Source organism: Streptomyces sp. NPDC057543 (assembly GCF_042801895.1).
In the GTDB taxonomy this organism is placed as follows: domain Bacteria; phylum Actinomycetota; class Actinomycetes; order Streptomycetales; family Streptomycetaceae; genus Streptomyces.
On record NZ_JBHVFF010000021.1, the window covers coordinates 1 to 17821 of the forward strand.

19 protein-coding genes are annotated in these 17821 nt (G+C 70.5%); 10 read left to right on the forward strand and 9 right to left on the reverse strand.

The genetic code is table 11. The features are described 5' to 3' along the window. Positions 1 to 64: 64 nt before the first annotated feature. Both ACFU8Q_RS06240 and ACFU8Q_RS06245 read right to left on the reverse strand, forming a co-directional pair. Positions 65 to 478, reverse strand: a complete 414-nt coding sequence (locus ACFU8Q_RS06240) for an ATP-binding protein (protein ID WP_384448524.1) — start codon at positions 476 to 478, stop codon at positions 65 to 67. A gap of 355 nt (positions 479 to 833) precedes the next feature. Beyond that, the gene (locus ACFU8Q_RS06245; protein WP_384448527.1) at positions 834 to 1808 is read right to left on the reverse strand and encodes a hypothetical protein; all 975 of its coding nucleotides are present in this window, start codon (positions 1806 to 1808) and stop codon (positions 834 to 836) included. Positions 1809 to 1925: 117 nt separating this feature from the next. Between ACFU8Q_RS06245 and dapE the strand changes: the two genes are divergently transcribed. Together dapE and ACFU8Q_RS06255 are read left to right on the forward strand one after the other, a co-directional pair. Next, a complete protein-coding gene (gene dapE, locus ACFU8Q_RS06250; protein ID WP_384448530.1) occupies positions 1926 to 3005 on the forward strand; it encodes a succinyl-diaminopimelate desuccinylase in 1080 nt (359 codons plus the stop codon). 745 nt (positions 3006 to 3750) lie between these two features. After that, a complete protein-coding gene (locus tag ACFU8Q_RS06255; protein ID WP_384448533.1) occupies positions 3751 to 4524 on the forward strand; it encodes a TIGR00730 family Rossman fold protein in 774 nt (257 codons plus the stop codon). Here the strand turns inward: ACFU8Q_RS06255 and ACFU8Q_RS06260 are convergent. Beyond that, positions 4514 to 4747 (reverse strand): hypothetical protein, encoded by a 234-nt coding sequence (locus tag ACFU8Q_RS06260; protein ID WP_384448536.1) that lies wholly within the window; start codon positions 4745 to 4747, stop codon positions 4514 to 4516. The two genes, ACFU8Q_RS06255 and ACFU8Q_RS06260, sit on opposite strands and share 11 nt — an antisense overlap. 271 nt (positions 4748 to 5018) lie before the next feature. Then, positions 5019 to 5891 (reverse strand): dihydropteroate synthase, encoded by an 873-nt coding sequence (folP, locus tag ACFU8Q_RS06265; protein WP_384448539.1) that lies wholly within the window; start codon positions 5889 to 5891, stop codon positions 5019 to 5021. A gap of 109 nt (positions 5892 to 6000) precedes the next feature. Here folP and ACFU8Q_RS06270 point away from each other — a divergent pair, with 109 nt between their 5' ends. Together ACFU8Q_RS06270 and ACFU8Q_RS06275 are read left to right on the forward strand one after the other, a co-directional pair. Beyond that, positions 6001 to 6558 (forward strand): DivIVA domain-containing protein, encoded by a 558-nt coding sequence (locus ACFU8Q_RS06270; RefSeq protein WP_384448542.1) that lies wholly within the window; start codon positions 6001 to 6003, stop codon positions 6556 to 6558. Further along, positions 6555 to 7145, forward strand: coding sequence for a DNA-3-methyladenine glycosylase I (locus ACFU8Q_RS06275; protein WP_384448544.1), 591 nt, complete (start codon positions 6555 to 6557; stop codon positions 7143 to 7145). Before ACFU8Q_RS06270 ends, ACFU8Q_RS06275 begins: the two co-directional genes overlap by 4 nt. A gap of 15 nt (positions 7146 to 7160) precedes the next feature. Here ACFU8Q_RS06275 and ACFU8Q_RS06280 read toward each other — a convergent pair whose 3' ends face one another. Then, complete coding sequence (locus ACFU8Q_RS06280) at positions 7161 to 7973, reverse strand: enoyl-CoA hydratase/isomerase family protein (protein ID WP_384448547.1); 813 nt, start codon at positions 7971 to 7973, stop codon at positions 7161 to 7163. Positions 7974 to 8286: 313 nt separating this feature from the next. On the opposite strand from ACFU8Q_RS06280, the gene ACFU8Q_RS06285 reads away from it, so the two are divergent. Continuing rightward, on the forward strand, positions 8287 to 8454 hold the full coding sequence (locus tag ACFU8Q_RS06285) for a DUF3117 domain-containing protein (protein ID WP_003966491.1): 168 nt from the start codon (positions 8287 to 8289) through the stop codon (positions 8452 to 8454). A gap of 189 nt (positions 8455 to 8643) precedes the next feature. Here ACFU8Q_RS06285 and ACFU8Q_RS06290 read toward each other — a convergent pair whose 3' ends face one another. After that, positions 8644 to 9309 (reverse strand): O-methyltransferase, encoded by a 666-nt coding sequence (locus ACFU8Q_RS06290; protein ID WP_384448549.1) that lies wholly within the window; start codon positions 9307 to 9309, stop codon positions 8644 to 8646. Between the two features lie 181 nt (positions 9310 to 9490). Between ACFU8Q_RS06290 and sigE the strand changes: the two genes are divergently transcribed. The 5 genes from sigE to ACFU8Q_RS06315 all read left to right on the forward strand — a co-directional run bounded on the left by sigE (position 9491) and on the right by ACFU8Q_RS06315 (position 14476). Continuing rightward, positions 9491 to 10252, forward strand: a complete 762-nt coding sequence (gene sigE / locus ACFU8Q_RS06295) for an RNA polymerase sigma factor SigE (protein ID WP_384448639.1) — start codon at positions 9491 to 9493, stop codon at positions 10250 to 10252. Further along, a complete protein-coding gene (locus ACFU8Q_RS06300; RefSeq protein WP_384448552.1) occupies positions 10249 to 11334 on the forward strand; it encodes a zf-HC2 domain-containing protein in 1086 nt (361 codons plus the stop codon). The genes sigE and ACFU8Q_RS06300 overlap by 4 nt, the downstream gene beginning before the upstream one ends. A gap of 110 nt (positions 11335 to 11444) precedes the next feature. Continuing rightward, the gene (locus tag ACFU8Q_RS06305) at positions 11445 to 13112 is read left to right on the forward strand and encodes a S1C family serine protease (RefSeq protein ID WP_384448554.1); all 1668 of its coding nucleotides are present in this window, start codon (positions 11445 to 11447) and stop codon (positions 13110 to 13112) included. Between the two features lie 99 nt (positions 13113 to 13211). After that, positions 13212 to 13697: a sec-independent translocase gene (locus ACFU8Q_RS06310; RefSeq protein WP_384448557.1), complete on the forward strand. Its 486-nt coding sequence runs from the start codon at positions 13212 to 13214 to the stop codon at positions 13695 to 13697. 119 nt (positions 13698 to 13816) lie between these two features. Further along, a complete protein-coding gene (locus tag ACFU8Q_RS06315; RefSeq protein WP_384448560.1) occupies positions 13817 to 14476 on the forward strand; it encodes a hypothetical protein in 660 nt (219 codons plus the stop codon). 159 nt (positions 14477 to 14635) lie between these two features. Here ACFU8Q_RS06315 and ACFU8Q_RS06320 read toward each other — a convergent pair whose 3' ends face one another. From ACFU8Q_RS06320 to ACFU8Q_RS06330, 3 genes are read right to left on the reverse strand one after another with little or no spacing between them, the layout of a single operon-like run. Further along, positions 14636 to 15769: an Mrp/NBP35 family ATP-binding protein gene (locus tag ACFU8Q_RS06320; protein WP_384448562.1), complete on the reverse strand. Its 1134-nt coding sequence runs from the start codon at positions 15767 to 15769 to the stop codon at positions 14636 to 14638. A 45-nt stretch (positions 15770 to 15814) separates the two neighbouring features. After that, the gene (locus ACFU8Q_RS06325; protein WP_384448565.1) at positions 15815 to 16372 is read right to left on the reverse strand and encodes a DUF1003 domain-containing protein; all 558 of its coding nucleotides are present in this window, start codon (positions 16370 to 16372) and stop codon (positions 15815 to 15817) included. Then, positions 16362 to 17636, reverse strand: a complete 1275-nt coding sequence (locus ACFU8Q_RS06330) for a magnesium transporter MgtE N-terminal domain-containing protein (protein ID WP_384448568.1) — start codon at positions 17634 to 17636, stop codon at positions 16362 to 16364. The genes ACFU8Q_RS06325 and ACFU8Q_RS06330 overlap by 11 nt, the downstream gene beginning before the upstream one ends. Between the last annotated feature and the right edge of the window lie 185 nt (positions 17637 to 17821).

The following is a 17821-nucleotide window of genomic DNA, read 5'->3' on the forward strand; positions in this document are numbered from 1 at the left end:
CCTCGGGAGTACGCACTCCCGAGGCCCCTCGCATGTGACGCACCGAGCGGGTGGCCGGTGCGGGTCAGCCGACCGGCAGGCCCTGGGTGGGCAGGCCCTGGGTGGGCAGGCCGCCCTGGGTCGCGGCACCGGCGGTGCCGCCGAGGACCTTGCCCGCGCTGCCTGCGGCGCCGCCGGCGGCGCTCTGCACGGCGGGAGCGGCCTGGGAGCCGGCCTTGCCGACGGTCCTGCCCGCGGCCGGGAGGGCCGTCCCGACGATCTTGCCGCCGGTCTCGCCCGCCGCCTTGGTGCCCTGCTGCGACGCGCCGTCGACCGTCTTGCCGAGGCCGGCGCCGTCGACGGTGGTCAGACCGCCGAGCTGGGGGGTCTGCGGGAGCTCCGCGGCACCTGCGGCTCCGGCCGCACCGACCACGGGGGCCGCACCCGCGGCGATCAGCAGCGCGGCACGGGCGATCCGGCGGGTCAGGGGGAGGGACATGATGCTCCTTCGACGGAATGAGGAAGACGAGGAATCGCTCTGTCCGTTGATCGGACGCAATGACAACCGTCGTAAGGGCGGGAGAGGTTGCGGTACGTCGAGGTAAAGACTCGGTAATGCGTCACATGATCCGCAATGGACGAACCCGGGCGGACGTCACATTCCCGGAGTGGCCGATGGGCCGTCACTTCCCTTTGTTGGCAAGGAAATTGGGGGGTGCCGGAGAGGTGTCGGCAGGTGTTGCGTGCGCGGGTGTTCCGGAAAGGCCGGACAACACCTGCGGGTGACTCTTCGTACTGTTGAACGACTACGGGATGGGACGACTACGGCGCCGACCGACCACCGCACCGATCGACTACGGCGCGAGCCCCATGCGGACCTCGGTGGTGCCCGGACCCTTGCCGTCCGTACCGTTCGTACCCACCGTCCGCCAGCCGTCCCCGGCCTTCCACACCCGGTCCGCGTACGCGACCTCGTCCAAGTGGAGCGCCTCGGACCGCGCGACCGCCCAGTGCGCGAGCTCCCAGCCGCGCCGTGACGGGCCGTCGTCCCCGGAGGCGCGGGCCGCGGGCACCGGCACCGAGACCGTGCGCGCCGCCGTCGCCGAGGCACCGGCCGCACTCTTGCCGTCCTGCCGCGCCGACGACCGCTCCGCGGGTAGCACGTCCTTGCCGAAGGCGCGCACCAGCTCGGCCCGCACCTTCGCCGCGTCGGCCTTCGTGGCCGTCGTCCGCGGCGGCGTGCAGTTCAGCGCGGCGGGCGTACGGCCGGTCAGAGCGGCCGCCAGCAACGCCGCGTCCGGCTCGTGCTTCGCGTACGCCTGCGGGAAACCGCTGCGCTGGACCCGCTGTGCGGCGACCGTCAGCGGCAGCCGCGAATAGCCGGGAACCTCGGCCAGGTGCCGGTAGAACTCCCCGGCGGAGTAGATCGGGTCCAGAATCTGCTTCTCGGTGCCCCAGCCCTGTGAGGGACGCTGCTGGAACAGCCCCAGCGAGTCCCGGTCGCCGTGCTCGATGTTGCGCAGCGCCGACTCCTGCAACGCGGTCGCCAGCGCGATCGTCACCGCGCGCTCCGGCATCCCGCGCGAGGTGCCGACCGCGGAGATCGTCGCGGCGTTCGAAGCCTGTTCCGGGCTCAGCCGGTACGTACGGCCCTGGCCGGCCGAACCGTCGGCGGACTCCACGGTGCACCCTTCGGTGACCCGGCTGCCGGTTACGTACTGGACGGTCAGATAGCCGCCCAGCGCGGTGAGCACGCCAAAGGCGGCCGTGACGCGCAAGAGGCGGGAGCGGCGGGTGTGTCGGCGGGCGGGGGAGACGTTCCGGGGCACGGGGCCACCGTACTGGAGTGCCCGGCCGGGTCCGAGGGCCCCAGGGCCTGTCCGGCGGATCAGAGTCGGACAGGCCCAGCCCCTCGGGGACGGTTTCGTTCGTCTAGGGTCGGTTCCATGCCCGAAAGCACGCTTGATCTCACCCTGGACGGCCCCGCGCTCACCGCCCGGCTCGTCGACTTCCCGTCGGTCAGCGGTCAGGAGAAGGACCTCGCCGACGCGATCGAGTCGGCGCTGCGCACCCTGCCGCACCTGACCGTCGACCGGCACGGCAACAACATCGTCGCGCGGACGAACCTGGGCCGTGCCGAGCGGGTCGTACTCGCCGGACACATCGACACCGTGCCGATCGCCGACAACGTGCCGTCCCGGCTCGACGACGACGGCGTGCTGTGGGGCTGCGGCACCTCCGACATGAAGTCGGGCGTCGCCGTGCAGCTGAGGATCGCCGCGACCGTGCCCGAGCCCAACCGCGACCTCACCTTCGTCTTCTACGACAACGAAGAGGTCGCCGCACACCTCAACGGACTCGGCCACGTCGCCGCCGCGCACCCCGACTGGCTGGCGGGTGACTTCGCCGTACTCCTGGAGGGTTCCGACGCCGAGGTCGAGGGCGGCTGCCAGGGCACCCTGCGGGTCTTCCTCCGTACCGAGGGTGAGCGGGCCCACTCGGCGCGCGGCTGGATGGGGTCCAACGCCATCCACGCCGCCGCTCCGATCCTGGCCCGCCTCGCCGCGTACGAGCCGCGCCGCCCGGTCATCGACGGGCTCGAATACCACGAGGGCCTCAACGCGGTACGGATCGAGGGCGGCGTCGCCAACAACGTCATCCCCGACTCCTGCACCGTCGTCGTCAACTACCGGTACGCCCCCGACCGCACCGCCGAAGAGGCGCTCGCCCACGTCCACGAGGTCTTCGCGGACTGCGGCGTCGCCGAGTTCATCGTCGACGACCACTCGGGCGCGGCCATGCCCGGCCTCTCCCACCCGGCGGCCAAGGCGTTCATGGCAGCGGTCGGGGGCACCGCCAAGCCCAAGTTCGGCTGGACGGACGTCTCCCGCTTCAGCTCCCTCGGCGTCCCCGCGGTGAACTACGGCCCCGGCGACCCGCTCCTCGCGCACAAGCGCAACGAGCACGTGGCGATCGACCGGATCACCCACTGCGAGGAACGCCTCCGCTCCTGGCTCACCGGCTGACCCACGGCCGCCATCGATCGTCGTCGGAGGCGCGACGTGTCCGGCCGCGCACAGGGTGCGGTCGGAGGGGATCCCGGTACCGGCGAAGTAGAAGATCACGGGTTGTCCCCGGAGATCGCGGCCATGAAGGTGGAGCGCCGGAAGTGGCCGTTGTCCTGGGCGAACATCGAGGCCGGGCCGTCGGCGATCTCGTGCACGGTCGTGGTGCAGGTGGGGGTGCGGGGTTCCAGCCGGCTGCCGGCTCGGCCGCAGCGCAGGCGGGGTCGGATTCGATGACGAGGGCGCCGATGCGCCAGGCCCGGACGCGGTGGAGTGCTTCGAGGCCCCCGGCCGGCCCGGGTTCGGGGGTGTGGAGGTAGGACTGGTGGCCGGTGATGTGCCGCTTGGCGAGCCACAGGGCGATGTCCTGCTCGGCCCAGGTGTGGGAGAGCAGGTGGAGGCGGGAGTTCTTTGCCAGGGCCTGATAGGAGTTCTTTGCCAGGACCTGATAGAGGCCCCAGCCGCTGTCGTAGTGGCCCTCGCTGCCGGGAATGCGGAGGATCCCTTCGACGACCATGACTGCGGCTGGCACAACGATCAGCTCGATACGCCCGTTAAGTCCGGAAAGCGTATGAAGGCGGATTTTTTCTGGTCAATGGGTAGCGTCCGGCCGGTCCTTTCCCGGTGGACATGCCGATGTCCTCCGCGCGTAACCCGCGTAGACCTACGCTGGAGCGGAACGAGCAGTACTCGAAGGGAGCAGCCGATGACGAATGGCGAATCCGAGGGCCTGCGGGCACTGGAGGAACAGAGGCTCGGGCCGGTACTGCGCCGCAAGGATCAGATCCAGCCCGGTACCACCGATCAGCGGCTGCTGGACACCGAGGGCGACTCCCAGTGGGTGCATACCGACCCGTGGCGAGTGATGCGGATCCAGTCGGAGTTCGTCGAGGGGTTCGGCGCGCTGGCCGAGCTGCCGAGCGCGATCAGTGTCTTCGGGTCGGCCCGCACGCCAGTGGGGTCGCCGGCATACGAGGCGGGCGTCCAAATCGGGCGGGCGTTGGTCGATGCGGGCTTCGCGGTGATCACCGGCGGTGGGCCGGGGGCGATGGAGGCGGCGAACAAGGGCGCCTGGGAGGCCAAGGGCATCTCGGTCGGCCTGGGAATCGAGCTGCCCTTCGAGTCGGGCTTGAACGAGTACGTGAACCTCGGGCTCAATTTTCGCTACTTTTTCGTCAGAAAAATGATGTTTGTCAAGTACGCCCAAGGGTTTGTCGTTCTGCCCGGCGGCCTCGGCACACTGGACGAGCTCTTCGAGGCGCTCACTCTCGTCCAGACGGGCAAGGTGACCCGCTTCCCGATCGTGCTGTTCGGTACGGACTACTGGGGCGGCCTCGTGGACTGGCTGCGTGAGACGGTGGTGGCCCATGGTGCCGCGTCCGACAACGACCTGGTGCTGTTCCACGTGACGGACGACGTGGATGAGGCCGTTGCCATGGTCTCGAAGGAGGTCGGCTCGCACGGGCCCCCTAGAGCTTGAGGCTGTCGGCGAGGGACTGGTTCCGGGCGGCCTGCTGCATCTGTGCCGTCATCGCCATGAGCTGGTGTGCGGTGATGGTGGCCGGCTCGGATGCTTCGATGTCCGAGACCACTTCGGAGGCGCCGAGTTTCATGTCCAGGACGGATGCGGGGTGTTCGGCAGTCACGGTCTCGGAGAGGTCTCCGATGGCTTCCCAGTCCCCGTTCTCGTGCTTAACGATCATGAACGCGGTGCGGCCACTTCCTGCCGGACCCGCTTGAGGATTTCGTCACGGGCGGATCCGTCGGAATGCGGCGGTCCTCGTCTACGCCTGCGACCGGACAGAGCCGGCCGAAATGCCTTTCACCATTGGGTACTGGTGCTTGGCTGTGGCGTATTCGAGGCCGTGTCTCCGCGCGGGTCACCTTCGTGGCGCGGGAGCGCTTCGGTGGAGTGGCAATCCTTGAAGCCCCTCCGACGATCGAGGAACGGATCCGGGGCGGAGCCCCGATCGGTCAGGCCAGTCCGCGCCGCGCGACCGCCGGCTCCCGGTGGCCGGCGATGGACGCGACCATGTCCAGTACCTGCCGCGTCTCCGCCACCTCGTGCACCCGGTACACCCGCGCCCCCAGCCACGCCGACACGGCCGTCGTCGCGAGCGTCCCGAGCACCCGTTCCTTCACCGGCCGGTCGAGCGTCTCGCCGACGAAGTCCTTGTTGGACAGCGATACGAGGACGGGCCAGCCGGTCGCCGTCATCTCGTCGAGCCGGCGCGTCGCCTCCAGGGAATGCCGGGTGTTCTTCCCGAAGTCGTGACCGGGGTCGATCATGATTCCGTCCGGCCGCACCCCGAGCCCGACCGCCCGCTCGGCCAGCCCCGCCGTCACGCGCAGGATGTCCGCCATCACGTCGTCGTACGCGACCCGGTGCGGCCGGGTCCGCGGCTCGGCGCCGCCCGCGTGTGTACACACCAGACCGGCGCCGTAGCGCGCGGCGACCTCCGCGAGCCTCGGGTCGACGCCGCCCCACGCGTCGTTCAGCACGTCCGCGCCGGCCTCGCAGACCGCCTCGCCGACGTCGTGGCGCCAGGTGTCGACGCTGATCACCACATCCGGGTGGCGGCGCCGCACCTCCGCGACGAACCCCACCGTGCGACGGGCCTCCTCCTCGGCCGTCACCTCGTCACCGGGGCCCGCCTTCACACCCCCGATGTCGACGATCGCGGCGCCGTCCGCGATCGCCTGCTCGACCCGGGCGAGCGCGGGCTCGTCCCGGAAGGTCGCGCCCTGGTCGTAGAAGGAGTCCGGGGTACGGTTCACGATCGCCATGATCACCGGCTCGTGCGCACCGAATTCACGCCGCCCAAGCCTGAGCGCACCGCTTCGCATCCCGTGTATCTCCTCTGGTAGATCGCCCGTGGGTCGCCTGCGACCCTAACTGTCGGTGCCGCATGGCACGATCGGACTCGGACAGGTTTCCGCTCTTGGGGAGATGCGCGTGTTCTGGTTCTTGCTGCTGGCGATGGTGGTGGTCGTGGCCGCGGTCACCCTCGCGGTGGTCGGCGGAGGGAAGAGCGCCGTCCTGCAGGACGTGGCGCCCGAGCAACTGACCGACCCGCTGCCCGCGACGCGTCCGGTCGGTCGCGCGGACGTCGAGGCGGTGCGGCTGCCGGTGACCGTACGCGGCTACCGCATGACGGATGTCGACGAGGTGCTCGGCAGGCTCGGCGCCGAGCTCGCCGAGCGGGACGCGCGGATCGCGGAGCTGGAGTCGGCGCTGGCCGGGGCGCAGGCGACCGCGGTCGGCGGCCCCGATCTCCTCAAGCGGCCGGAGGACCGGCCACAGCCGACCACGGAGCGCCCCGAAGAACGGCCGCAGCCGACCACGGAGCATCCCGAGGACCGCCCGAAGGCACCGTGGGAGGCGCCGGGCCAGGACCCGCGGCAGGATCCAAGGCACGACCCCCGGCAGGGCCCTTGGCAGGACACCCGGCCCGATCCATGGCAGGCCCCCGGACAACAGACCCGGCGACCCGGAGAGGAGCCCCGACGATGAGCGGCGGCGCACAAACGGCCCCGGACGGCGGACTGCGCTGCCCATGGGGGCTCTCCACCGAGGACTACCTCGCGTACCACGACACCGAATGGGGCAAGGCCGTCCACGGCGACGACGCCCTGTTCGAACGGCTCTGTCTGGAGGCGTTCCAGTCCGGCCTTTCCTGGCTGACGATCCTGCGCCGCCGCGAGGGCTTCCGCTCCGCCTTCGCCGGGTTCAAGATCCCCGCCGTGGCGGAGTTCACCGACGCCGACAAGGAGCGGCTCCTCGCCGACGCCGGGATCATCCGCAACCGGGCGAAGATCGAGGCGACCCTCGCCAACGCCAAGGTCCTGGCCGACTGGCGCCCCGGCGAGCTGGACGATCTGATCTGGTCCCACGCCCCCGACCCGGCCGACCGCCCGGCCCCGCGCACCGTCGAAGACGTCGCGGCGGTCACTCCGGAGTCCACGGCGCTGGCCAAGGACCTCAAGAAGCGCGGGCTGCGGTTCGTCGGACCCACGACGGCCTACGCCCTGATGCAGGCCTGCGGCCTGGTCGACGACCATCTGGCCGACTGCGTGGCGCGCGGGGGAGCGGGGGCGTAGGTCCGGTCGGAGCGGCTACCGCCCGAGGTACTTCGGCTTCTCCTTGTTCAGGAACGCCTGCACCGCGATCGTGTGGTCCTCGGACGCGCCCGCCTTCGTCTGGAGTTCGTCCTCCTTCTCCAGCGCCTCGCTCAGGGTGTGAGCGGCGCCGTAGGCCAGGGACTCCTTGAGCGCGGCGTACGCCACCGTGGGACCGGACGCCAGGGCGCGGGCCACGCTGGCTGCCTCGGCGGCCAGGTCGGCGGCGGGCACCAGCTTGTTCACGATGCCCAGCTCGTGGGCGTCCTGCGCGGAGATCGACCGTGGGAAGAGCAGCAGATCGGCGGCGCGGCTCTGCCCGATCAGGCGGGGCAGCGTCCAGGAGACGCCCGAGTCCGCGGTCAGGGCGACCCCGGCGAAGGACGTGTTGAACGAGGCGGTGTCGGCGACCACCCGGTAGTCGCAGGCCAGCGCGAACCCGAAACCGGCCCCGGCCGCGACGCCGTTCACCCCGGCGACGACCGGTTTGGGCATCTCGGTGATGGCCCGCACGATCGGGTTGTAGTGCTCCTGCACGGTGCTCAGCGCATTGCCGCCGCCGGACTCACGGGCCTCGGCGAGCTTGCCGACGTGCTCCTTCAGATCCTGGCCGACGCAGAAGGCGCGCCCGGTCGCGGTGAGCAGCACGGCTCGTACGGCGGTGTCGGCCGCCGCGGACTTCAGCGCGTCACGGAGCGCCACCTTGGCCTCGGTGTTCATGGCGTTCATCGCGTCGGGACGGTTGATCGTGATCGTCGCGAGTCCGTCGCTCACTTCATGGAGCACGCTGTCCGCCATCTGGTCGGCCATTTCGCTGTCCCCTCTGCACCTCGGGCAATGCCTGTCCAGGCAAGCATGGCCGACACGGGCCGGAGCGAACATGTGACCTGCGTCTAACAATTGCGCTCCGATGAAGGGGCGCGGGGGGCGGAGTATCGCAGCTCGATCGCCGAATTGGGTGGTTTTGAGAGAGCGCGTTGCGCAAGCGATGCCGACCGATGTTGGTCATCGGGGTCTGTGATGCGGGATAATGGCCAGGAAGCAATGTGTTCGATGCCGGTGACACAGCGCCTGTCATGGGGCCGCCGGTTGCGATGAGCTGGTTTCAGGAAGGGGAACGAGCATGGCGGCCATGAAGCCGCGGACGGGCGACGGCCCGCTCGAGGTGACAAAGGAGGGGCGGGGCATCGTCATGCGCGTTCCGCTCGAAGGCGGCGGTCGGCTTGTCGTGGAGCTGACTCCGGACGAGGCCGATGCACTCGGCGACGCCCTCAAGAAGGTCGTCGGCTGAGCAGAGGCGCCCACACTTCTTCACTGCCCCGACACGGTGCCCGTGCCGGGGCAGTGATGCGTCCGCAGTCGGTGCGCCCGGGGAACCGGAACTGTGGATCAAGCCCGGCCGACGTTTGAGGCCCCCGGGACGCCCGGGCAGGATGACGACCTCGGCTCCGGCCTCGGCCCCGACGCCGTTCCGGGGGCGTCAGCCCCTGCGCACCGCGCAGAGCAAGCCGTCGCCCACGGGTAGCAGCGTCGCCATCAGCTCCTGGCTCTCCCGTACCGCCCGCAGCAGCTCCCGCAGCCGCAGCACCTCCGCGGGCTGCGCCGCGGAGTCGACCGTACGGCCGTCCGCGAAGACTCCCTCGAAACAGACCAGACCGCCGGGCCGCAGCAGGCGCAACGATTCAGCGAGACAGTCCAGGCTCTCCAGCCGGTCGCCGTCGCAGAACACGAGGTCGTATCCGCCGTCCGCGAGCCGCGGCAGTACGTCCAGGGCGCGGCCGGGAATGAAGCGGGCCCGATTGGCGGCGAAGCCCGCGGCCCGGAACGCCTCACGGGCGAACTGCTGGCGTTCGGGCTCGGGGTCGACCGTGGTCAGCACCCCGTCGGGCCGCATGCCGTGCAGCAGATAGAGCCCGGACACGCCGGTCCCGGTGCCGATTTCGGCCACCGCTTTGGCGTCCGTCGTGGCAGCGAGCAAGCGCAGCGCGGCGCCGGTACCTGGCGACACCGAGCGAAGTCCTGTCTCCCGGGCCCGGTCCCGGGCCCAGTGCAATGCTTCGTCCTCGGCGACAAAGGCGTCGGCGAACGCCCAGCTCGTCTGCCGGTTGGCGGTAATGACCCTCTCCTGTCCCCGTAGTTGGCGCAACGGTGACTGTATCCGCTGCGCCCGGGAACCCGCAGATGGGACCGGGCGTTATGCAAGGGCTGGGGAAAGCGCGTGGAAACGGCCCGCGGATCGGGTCCGGGGCCATGGGCCGGCGGTTCCCGGGGTGATCCCCGGCCCCAGCAGGAAAAAGGCTTATCCGGAGCTAACGGGCGAGGTGGCTATGGTAGGGGCTCCGCTGGACACCACCAGAGCCGATAGGGGAGGTGCGGCTGCGCCTGTGGATCGGAGAGGAGTGCTTCGGCGCTTCCTCAGGTCGGCGGGTGAGCCGAAATCCGTGACCAACATCGCTGACCGTTCTTCCAACGATTCCGCACCGACCGCGACCTTCGCCTCTGATGCGGATTCCCAGGCGTGGACACCACCCTCATGGGAAGAGATCGTCAGCACGCACAGCGGCCGTGTCTACCGCCTTGCCTACCGGCTGACGGGCAACCAGCACGATGCGGAGGACCTCACGCAGGAGGTCTTCGTCCGCGTGTTCCGGTCGCTGTCCACCTATACGCCGGGCACCTTCGAGGGCTGGCTGCATCGCATCACGACCAACCTGTTCCTGGACATGGTCCGTCGTAAGCAGCGGATCCGCTTCGACTCCCTCGGCGATGACGCCGCCGAGCGGCTGCCGAGCCGTGAGCCGTCCCCGCAGCAGGTCTTCAACGACACGCATTTCGACGCGGACGTGCAGCAGGCGCTGGACACCCTCGCGCCCGAATTCCGTGCCGCCGTCGTGCTCTGTGACATCGAGGGCCTCTCGTACGAGGAGATCGCCGCGACGCTGGGTGTGAAGCTCGGCACCGTGCGCAGCCGTATCCACCGCGGTCGCTCGCACCTGCGCAAGGCGCTGCAGCACCGTTCGCCCGAGGCCCGTGCCGAGCAGCGCTCGCTGGCGGGCGCGATCCTGGCAGGGGAGGGCGGAACGGCGTGAGTGGCACAAGCCCGACCCCCGCGGAGCAGCATCTGGGGGACCGGCTCGCCGCGCTTGTCGACGGCGAGTTGAAACACGATGCCCGTGAGCGGGTGCTCGCCCACCTCGCGACCTGCGCCAAGTGCAAGGCCGAGGCAGCCGCACAGCGGCGCCTGAAGAGCGTCTTCGCACAGTCCGCCCCGCCTTCGCCGTCCGAGGGGTTCCTTGCCCGGCTGCAGGGCCTTCCCGGGGGTCCGGGGGGTGACGACGACGGCCAGGGAAGACCATTCGGCGGCTCCGGGCGTTTCGCCGATGGGCTTTTCCCGGTGATCCAGCAGCCCGGCAGCCGCACCGATCCGCCGGGGAGTTCACCGCTGGGAAGCTTTGGCTTCGCTCCGGTCCCGCACGGCTCGACCGCCGTACTGCCGGGTGGGCCGTCCTCCCGTTCGGGCTTCCGTATTCATGAGGTGGGCCGCGAGCCGGACCGGTCGCCCTGGCGCGGCCGGAGGTTCGCCTTCGCCGCGGCCAGCGCCGTATCGCTGGCGGCCATCGCCCTGGGCGGTGCGCTGCCGACGGGCGCGGGTTCCAACGCCCCGGCCCGCGCCGCGGGCGCCGGGAACGCGGTGACCCCGCTCGACACCGCTTCGCGAGGCGAGAGCAACGGCTCGGTGAGCCGTCGCAACGGTGGCGGCCAGGGCGCGCTCGCCGCTACGGAGGCGGGCGACAGCGCGACCGCCGTCGCCCCGCCGTCCGTGCCGGAGGTCACACCGGCGGCGCCTGCCACGGCCCCCGCCCTGCTCTCCTCCGGAACCCTCGTGCCCGGAGACCTGGCGTCCGGAAGCCTTGCGTCCGGGACCCTCGCGCCCGGAACCCTGGCATCCGGCACCCTCACCGGGAACACCTTCGGCGTCCAGGTCCTGACCAATGTGTCCGCGCCACCGCTGATACGCCCGACCGGCACGTCCCCACTCTTCGCACGGGTGCTCGGGCAGCTCGCACCGCAGCCCCCGGCCCCTTCCGCCCCGCCGTCCTGGGCACAGCCGTCGGCCTCGGCCCTCCCCACCCCCGCCGACCGCGGTCTGCCGCTTTCCTCCCGGCGCTGACCGGGGTCTGCGCAGATATTCGCAAACCTGGTTGAATTCCGGGAGCAGTTCCGGGAGGGACGCCCCTGCGGGGGCGTGCAGAGGCCAGTTGCGGCAGTTGCGGGGAGAACATGGAAGACGGGAAGCCCACCGGGCCGAAGGCGAAATGGTGGAGTCGGCCCGCGCCGGGACGCACCACCCGCACAGCGCCGGAGGAGCCGTCCCCCGCACAGGACACGGCACCCACGGCCGATACGACACGCGAGACAGCCGTGACAGACATGACGGATGCGCCCACACCCGAGCCCATGGCGTCCGTACCGGCCGCGCGGCCCGCGGCGCCGCTGCACCAGCCCGACGAGTACAGCACCCCGCCCTACGGCGGACCCGGTCCCTGGGCACCCGCACCACCCGTGCAGCGACCGGTCCCGACCCCCGCGCACGGCACCCCCGTACCCCCGCAGTACGCCGGGACGAACGGCGCAGGCATCCCTACCGGTCCCACCGCGCCCGGCGCACCCGCCCATCCCGCCGCCCCCGGCTTCACGCCCACGCCCCCTCCCTCGCCACCGCAGCAGCCGCAGACGCAGCCCCAGTCGACGCAATGGCTCCAGTACGACCCCTGGGGTGCGCCCCGGCGGCCGCTGACGAACCCGGGCCCGCCGCTCGGGGCCGACACCGGCCGTAAGAAGAACCGCCGCGGCTCCCTCCTCATCGGTGCGGTGCTGCTCGCACTGGTGGCGGGAGGCATCGGCGGCGGCATCGGCGCCTACATCGAGCGCAATGGCGGCCTCACCCAGGTCGAGCTTCCGCAGGCCGGCAGGAACAGCGGGGGCCGCGCCCCCGACAGCGTCGCGGGCATCGCCGCCAGCGCGCTGCCCAGCGTGGTCACCCTCCATGTCAGCGGCACCACCGAATCCGGCACCGGTACCGGATTCGTGCTCGACAACTCCGGCCACATCCTCACCAACAACCACGTCGTCGCCCCGGCCGGGTCCTCCGGCGAGATCACCGTGACGTTCAGCGGTGGCGAGACCGCGCGCGCCGAGATCGTCGGCAAGGACAGCGGCTACGACCTGGCGGTGGTCAAGGTCACCGGCGTCTCCGGCCTCAAGCCGCTGCCGCTGGGCAACTCCGACAATGTGCGGGTCGGCGACCCCGTGGTGGCCATCGGTGCCCCCTTCGACCTGTCCAACACCGTCACCTCCGGCATCATCAGCGCCAAGGACCGGCCGATAACCGCGGGCGGCGAGAAGGGCGACGGCAGCGACGTCAGCTACGTCGACGCGCTGCAGACCGATGCCCCGATCAACCCGGGCAACTCCGGCGGTCCGCTCGTCGACACCGATGCCCATGTCATAGGCATCAACAGCGCCATCCGTGCCGCCGACAGCGGTTCGAGCGCCGAGGGCGGGCAGGCGGGGTCCATCGGTCTCGGCTTCGCCATCCCGATCAACCAGGGCAAGCGGGTCGCCGAGGAGCTGATCAACACCGGGAAGGCCACCCACCCGGTGATCGGTGTCACGCTCGACATGAAGTACACGGGGGACGGCGCCAAGGTCGGCACGGAGGGAGCGGCCGGCAAGCCCGCGGTGACGCCGGACGGCCCCGGGGCCAAGGCCGGCATCCGGTCCGGGGACATCATCACCGAGGTCGACGGCCAGCGGGTGCACAGCGGTGAGGAGCTGATCGTGAAGATCCGCGCGCACCGGCCCGGCGACCGGCTGGACCTCGGTCTGACCCGAGGTGGTAAAGACCTGTCCATCTCTTTGACTCTTGGTTCGGCAACCGGCACGTGACGGCCGCGGGACGCTACCGCGCGGACAGTTTCGGCGGGTACCGTGGGCCGGGTCCGGACCTCGACCGACACGGTCTCGGAGAACACGAGGAGCAACAGGGTGTTCAATGACATAGGCGTACTCGAGCTGGCGACGCTCGCGATCCTGGGCGTGCTGATCTTCGGCCCGGACAAGCTGCCCAAGGTCATTCAGGACGCCTCGCGCTTCATCCGCAAGGTCCGTGAGTTCTCGGAGAGCGCCAAGGAGGACATCCGTACGGAGCTCGGTCCGGAGTTCAAGGACTTCGAGTTCGAGGACCTCAACCCCAAGACGTTCGTCCGTAAGCAGCTCATGGACGGCAATGACGATCTGGGGCTGAAGGAGATCCGCGAGAGCTTCGACCTGCGCAAGGACCTGGCCGAGGTAACCGACGCGGTGAACGGCAGGGAGAGCGCGGCCGTGGAGTCCGCGGACTCCGGCGGTGGCGTGTCGAGTGCCTCGCCGGTCACCGCCGCCAACGGCTCCGGTGGTGCTCCGGACCTGCTCAAGAAGCGTGCGCAGCCCGCGAAGGACGACCACCCGCCGTTCGACGCCGACGCCACCTGACGGCAGTCAATCCCGAGTCGTCCGGACGGTATGGCTATTCTCCATCTGTCCGGTTGTGAGGACGCCCGTGGGGGGCGGGCCTCTCCGGACCCAAGGGATCGAGGAGGCGGGCCGGGCATATGGAGACGACCAGTCGGGTGGGCGCGGAAGACGCGCCGGGCACAGTCGCCGCAGAAGGGGTGTCGGCGGCCCGGACTGTCGTCGAGGGTTATCTGGCAGCTCCGTTTCCCTGGTACGCACTGGACGAGGCATTCACCGGACCCCGTTGGCTGATGCAGGTCGGCACCGCCGCGGACGGCACCGTGCAGCACGGTTCCCTGGGGCACGGTGACGAACCGTCGGTACGGGCCGACACGGGCACCGAGAAACAACGATTCGCCGTCGTCGTGACGGTGGGCAGCAGTCCGGTGCGGCACAGCGGTGACGGTACGGGGGTGCTGGACGCGATCACGGTGTCCTCCGCGGCCTGGCTCGCCGGGTCAGGTCTGCTCGCCCATACACGGCCCGCGCAGCTGGACCACTCGCTGCGCGACGACTGGCTGGACCAGCAGACGGAGACGGCGTTCGAACTCGCCGACGATCTGAACGGCCCCGCGTGGTCGGCGCTGTCACTGCCCGTGGACGGCGTCCCCGTGCCGTTCCACTACCGCGAGTCCGAGTTCGGCTGGGTGCTGGCGGGGTCGGCGCACGGCGGGGTGCACATCGGGGCGTACGGGCGGGGGATGAGCGCGTACGGGCTGGGCTTCTCGGTCGTCGGCGACGTCGCGACGTACGCGTAGCGAGGGGGACGGCGGTGACCGGCCGAGGCTGGTCACCGCGTTGGCCTGAATCGCCGACCGGGCTCGAAGGCGGCCTCGGGCCACCGACCGGGCTTCGGTCTCGCCGGACGAGCCTGACACATCACGCCCGTCCGGCGATCGAGAGCGGTCCCCGACGCCTCAGAACTTGTTGCGCGGGGTGATTCCCAGCGACATGCCCGACAGGCCGCGCTGACGGCCCCCCAGCTTGTCCGCGATGGTGCGCAGCGCCTTGCCGGCCGGGGAGTCGGGGTCGGACAGGACGACCGGCTTGCCCTCGTCGCCGCCCTCGCGCAGCCGTACGTCGATCGGGATGGAGCCGAGCACGGGAACCTCCGCGCCGACCGTCCTCGTCAGGCCCTCGGCGACCCTCTGGCCGCCCCCGGTGCCGAACACATCGACCATCTCGTCGCAGTGCGGGCACGGCAGGCCCGACATGTTCTCGACGACACCGACGATCTTCTGGTGGGTCTGCACGGCGATCGAGCCGGCCCGCTCGGCCACCTCCGCCGCCGCCTGCTGCGGGGTCGTGACGACCAGGATCTCGGCGTTCGGCACGAGTTGCGCCACCGAGATCGCGATGTCACCGGTGCCCGGCGGCAGGTCGAGCAGCAGGACATCCAGATCGCCCCAGTACACATCGGCGAGGAACTGCTGGAGCGCTCGGTGCAGCATCGGTCCGCGCCACACCACCGGGCTGTTGCCCGGAGTGAACATGCCGATGGAGATGACCTTCACGCCGTGCGCCGATGGCGGCATGATCATGTTTTCGACCTGGGTCGGCTTGCCGTCCGCGCCGAGCATCCGGGGCACGCTGTGCCCGTAGATGTCCGCGTCCACGACACCGACCTTGAGGCCGTCGGCCGCCATCGCGGCCGCCAGGTTCACGGTGACCGACGACTTGCCGACGCCGCCCTTGCCGGACGCGACCGCGTAGACCCGGGTCAGCGAGCCGGGCTTGGCGAACGGCACCTCGCGCTCCGCCGTGCCGCCGCGCAGCGAGCTCGTGAGTTCCTTGCGCTGGGCGTCGCTCATCACATCGAGCGTGACGTCGACGCGGCTGACGCCTTCGACCTTCGCCACCGCTTCGGTCACGTTCTTGGTGATCGTCTCGCGCATCGGGCAGCCGGAGACCGTGAGATAGACCGTGACAGCGACTGCACCGTCAGCGTCGATCTCGACCGACTTCACCATGCCGAGCTCGGTGATCGGGCGGTGGATCTCGGGGTCGTTCACTGTCGCCAGTGCCTCAAGCACCGCGTCTTCCGTAGCCATACCGACGATGTTACGGCGCCCGCGGCTACGCGTGAGTAGCCCCCGTCAGCGGTCTTCGTCACTCTCGGCCGGGAGCAGGACCCGGCGGTCGTCCAGCTCCCTCACGAGGTCCTCGAGTTCGGAGCGGATCCAGTCGCGGGTGGCGACCTCCCCGAGGCCCATCCGCAGGGAGGCGATCTCCCGGGTGAGGTACTCGGTGTCCGCGATGGAGCGCTCGTTCTGCTTGCGGTCCTGCTCGTAGGTGACCCGGTCGCGGTCGGCCTGCCGGTTCTGCGCGAGCAGGATCAGCGGGGCCGCGTACGAGGCCTGGAGCGACAGGATCAGCGTTAGGAAGATGAACGGGTACCCGTCGAACCGCCACGTCACGGGCGCGAACGCGTTCCACACCACCCAGACGATGATGACCAGTGTCATCCAGGCGATGAAGCGCCAGGTGCCCAGGAACCGCGCGATCCGTTCGGAGAGCCGGCCGAACGACTCGGGGTCGTATTCGGGCAGCAGCCGCCGACGCGGGGCCTTCGGCTGGTCCAGCCGGGAACGGGGCGGGCGCGCGATGCCCGAGGCACCCGTGGACGCCCCTTTCGCGCGGTCCTCACCGGCCACGGGCGGCCTCCTCCTCACCGTGGAAGTCCGTCTCCCGCCAGTCCTCGGGCAGCAGGTGGTCGAGGACGTCGTCGACGGTCACGGCGCCGAGCAGTGATCCGCTCTCGTCCACGACCGGCACGGAGACCAGGTTGTACGCGGCCAGATAGCTCGTCACGTCCGGCAGCGGAGTGTCCGGCGCGAGGGGGACGAGATCGCTGTCGACGATCGAGCTGACCAGGGCGTACGGCGGATCCCGCAGCAGCCGCTGGAAGTGCACGGTGCCCAGGTACTTGCCGGTCGGTGTCTCGTCCGGCGAGCGGCACACGTACACCTGGGCGGCGAGCGCCGGGGACAGATCGGCCTGCCGGACCCGCGCGAGCGCGTCGGCGACCGTCGCGTCCGGGCGCAGAATGATCGGCTCGGTGGTCATCAGACCGCCCGCGGTCCGGTCCTCGTACGACATGAGGCGCCGCACATCCGCCGCGTCGTCCGGCCGCATCAGGGTCAGCAGCCGCTCCTTGTCCTCCTCGGGGAGCCCGGACAGCAGATCGGCGGCGTCGTCCGGGTCCATGGCCTCCAGGACATCGGCGGCGCGCTCCTCCTTGAGCTTGCCGATGATCTCCACCTGGTCGTCCTCGGGGAGCTCCTCCAGGACGTCGGCGAGCCGGTCGTCGTCGAGCGCGGCCGCGACCTCGGCCCGACGCTTCGGCGAGAGATGGTGCAGCGCGTTGGCCACGTCGGTCGGCCGGAGCTGCTCGAACGTGGCGACCAGTGATTCGGCGCCCTGCCCGTCCTCCTCCAGTGAGAATCCGCTGACCGCCGACCATTCGACCGTCAGGGTCTCGCCCTTGCGCCGCAGTGCCCCGCCCTTGCCCTTGCGTACGAAGTACTTGTCGATCTCCCAGTCGCGGCGGGCCGGGAGCTGCTGGATGGCGACATCAAGGACGGTGACCTCCTCGCCGGTCTCCACGAGGCGTACGCGCCGGTCGAGGAACTCGCCGAGCACCAGGCGTTCGGTGGGCCGCTGTTCGAAGCGCCGCATGTTGACCACACCGGTGGTGATGACCTGACCGGACTCGATGCCCGTGACCCGGGTGATCGGGAGGAAGATCCGGCGACGGCTGAGCATTTCGACGACCAGGCCGAGCAGCCGGGGCGGCCTGCCGCCGACCCGCAACATCGCGACCAGGTCGCGGAGGCGGCCCACCTGATCGCCGTTGGGGTCGAAGACCGGGGCGCCGGCGAGATGCGAGACGAAGACCCGGGGGGCGCCTGCCGCCATGGTGCGCCTCCTTCTTCCGTGTACGACTTCTCTGTCCGGTCCGTTTGACAGCTAATTAACCGTTATGACGGGATCAGGCTAGCCCGTACCGCTCCGGGCTGCCCCGGTGGACCCGTCCGTACGGCTCTCTGCCGGACGGCGTGTACAGCACAGGTACGCTGCCGTCTGCCACCCCCGCCCCGCAG